Origin of the sequence: Methanoculleus sp. DTU007, from assembly GCF_001512385.1 — an archaeon.
GTDB classification, from domain to species: Archaea; Halobacteriota; Methanomicrobia; order Methanomicrobiales; family Methanoculleaceae; genus Methanoculleus; species Methanoculleus thermophilus.
In genome coordinates this window covers 1-1265 of sequence record NZ_LFRO01000026.1, presented here as the reverse complement: position 1 = coordinate 1265, position 1265 = coordinate 1, and the positions used below count along the sequence as shown (strand labels likewise).

Below are 1265 nucleotides of genomic sequence, written 5' to 3'. Positions count from 1 at the left end.
ACGGCCGTCATCGCCGGTTCGGCTCTCGTGCTCGTCTTTATCGCCCCGTTCGTCGTGATCGTTCCGCTCGCCGGCGGATTCATCGCAGGATATTCCGCCGGGACCCGGCCGGAAGACGGCCTCGAGGCCGGGCTTGTCGCGGCGCTCTTCGGGACCGGTCTTTTCTTGCTCCCGATGCTCTGGACGGCGTCCCATGGAACGGGGTTCGCCGCCGGGCTTGCCGGGATGGTCGCCATCGCGCTGGGACTGCTCTTTCCGCTCCTCGGGACCGCCGGGGGGGTTGCCGGCGCGGTTGTGCGGCAGAGTTTCGGGAAAAGAGCAGGACAAGAACTTGAAAGGGCCTGAGGATTAAGGGGAGGCTCCCCTCACCCCCCGTAAAATTTGCTCGCGATCTTGTAGAGGTCCATATCCACCGTCTTGAGATTTGCCAATGCACCACCCGATAAGCCTACGGGCGGCCGGGGCAAATCGGAAAGCCTATCGCACGGTACGGTGAGAGTCTCCCATGGTCTCATTCGACGCTCGCCGATTTTCCGGGGTGATTCCGGGAGCGGTGGCAGGCGGCGGCCTCTTTCTTCTCGGCCGGTCGGGTCTCCTCCCGGACCCGGTCGTGACGGTGGCCTTCCTCTTTTGCGGGGGTTTCATCGCCGGTCTCTTCACCCCGGGAACGGCGAAGGACGGCGCGGTTGCCGGCGCCGTCTGTGGCGTGATCGTGGCGCTGATCGCGGCGGCTTTCACGAGCCTCGCGGCGGAAGACCCTTCAGTCCTGTCAACCTTTGCGTTCTACGTCCTGATCTTCACGGGGCTCCTCCTCCCCTACAACGCCATCGGCGGGGCAACGGGAAGAGCAGCGCGCAGCGCTCTCCAACGAGACGGTGCCGCCGGGGCGGGCGAGCGGGGCGGGCGGAACGGGATCGCCGTCGGCACGGCCGCCATCGTCGGTTTGGCCCTCGCACCCGGTCTGCTGGTCGTCGCCACCGGCTTTGCCCTCGTATCCGGTCTTCTCAGTCTGCTGCTGGTCGTGGCCGCACCGTTTGCCGGCGGATTCATCGCGGGGTATGCCTCCGGGGACAGGCCGAAAGATGGCCTGAAGGCCGGTTTTGTCGCGGCACTCTTCGGGGCCGGCCTCCTCTTCTTCATCCCGTTGCTCTGGACCGCGCTGCACGATTTCGGGTTTGCCGGCGTGTTCGAGGGGATGGTCGTGATCGCCCTGGTATACTTCTTCACCCTCCTCGGGACCGCCGGGGGGGTTGCCGGCGCGGTTG

General features: G+C 66.2%; 1 protein-coding gene and 1 pseudogene. Both read left to right on the top strand.

Going from position 1 to position 1265, the window contains the following annotated elements:
* Window positions 1–345 (top strand): annotated as a pseudogene (locus ACI94_RS02590) (hypothetical protein); the annotation flags it as partial.
* 160 nt (window positions 346–505) lie between these two features.
* Window positions 506–1265, top strand: a 760-nt coding sequence (locus ACI94_RS02585) for a DUF5518 domain-containing protein (protein WP_286681055.1), incomplete at its 3' end; no start/stop codon positions are given.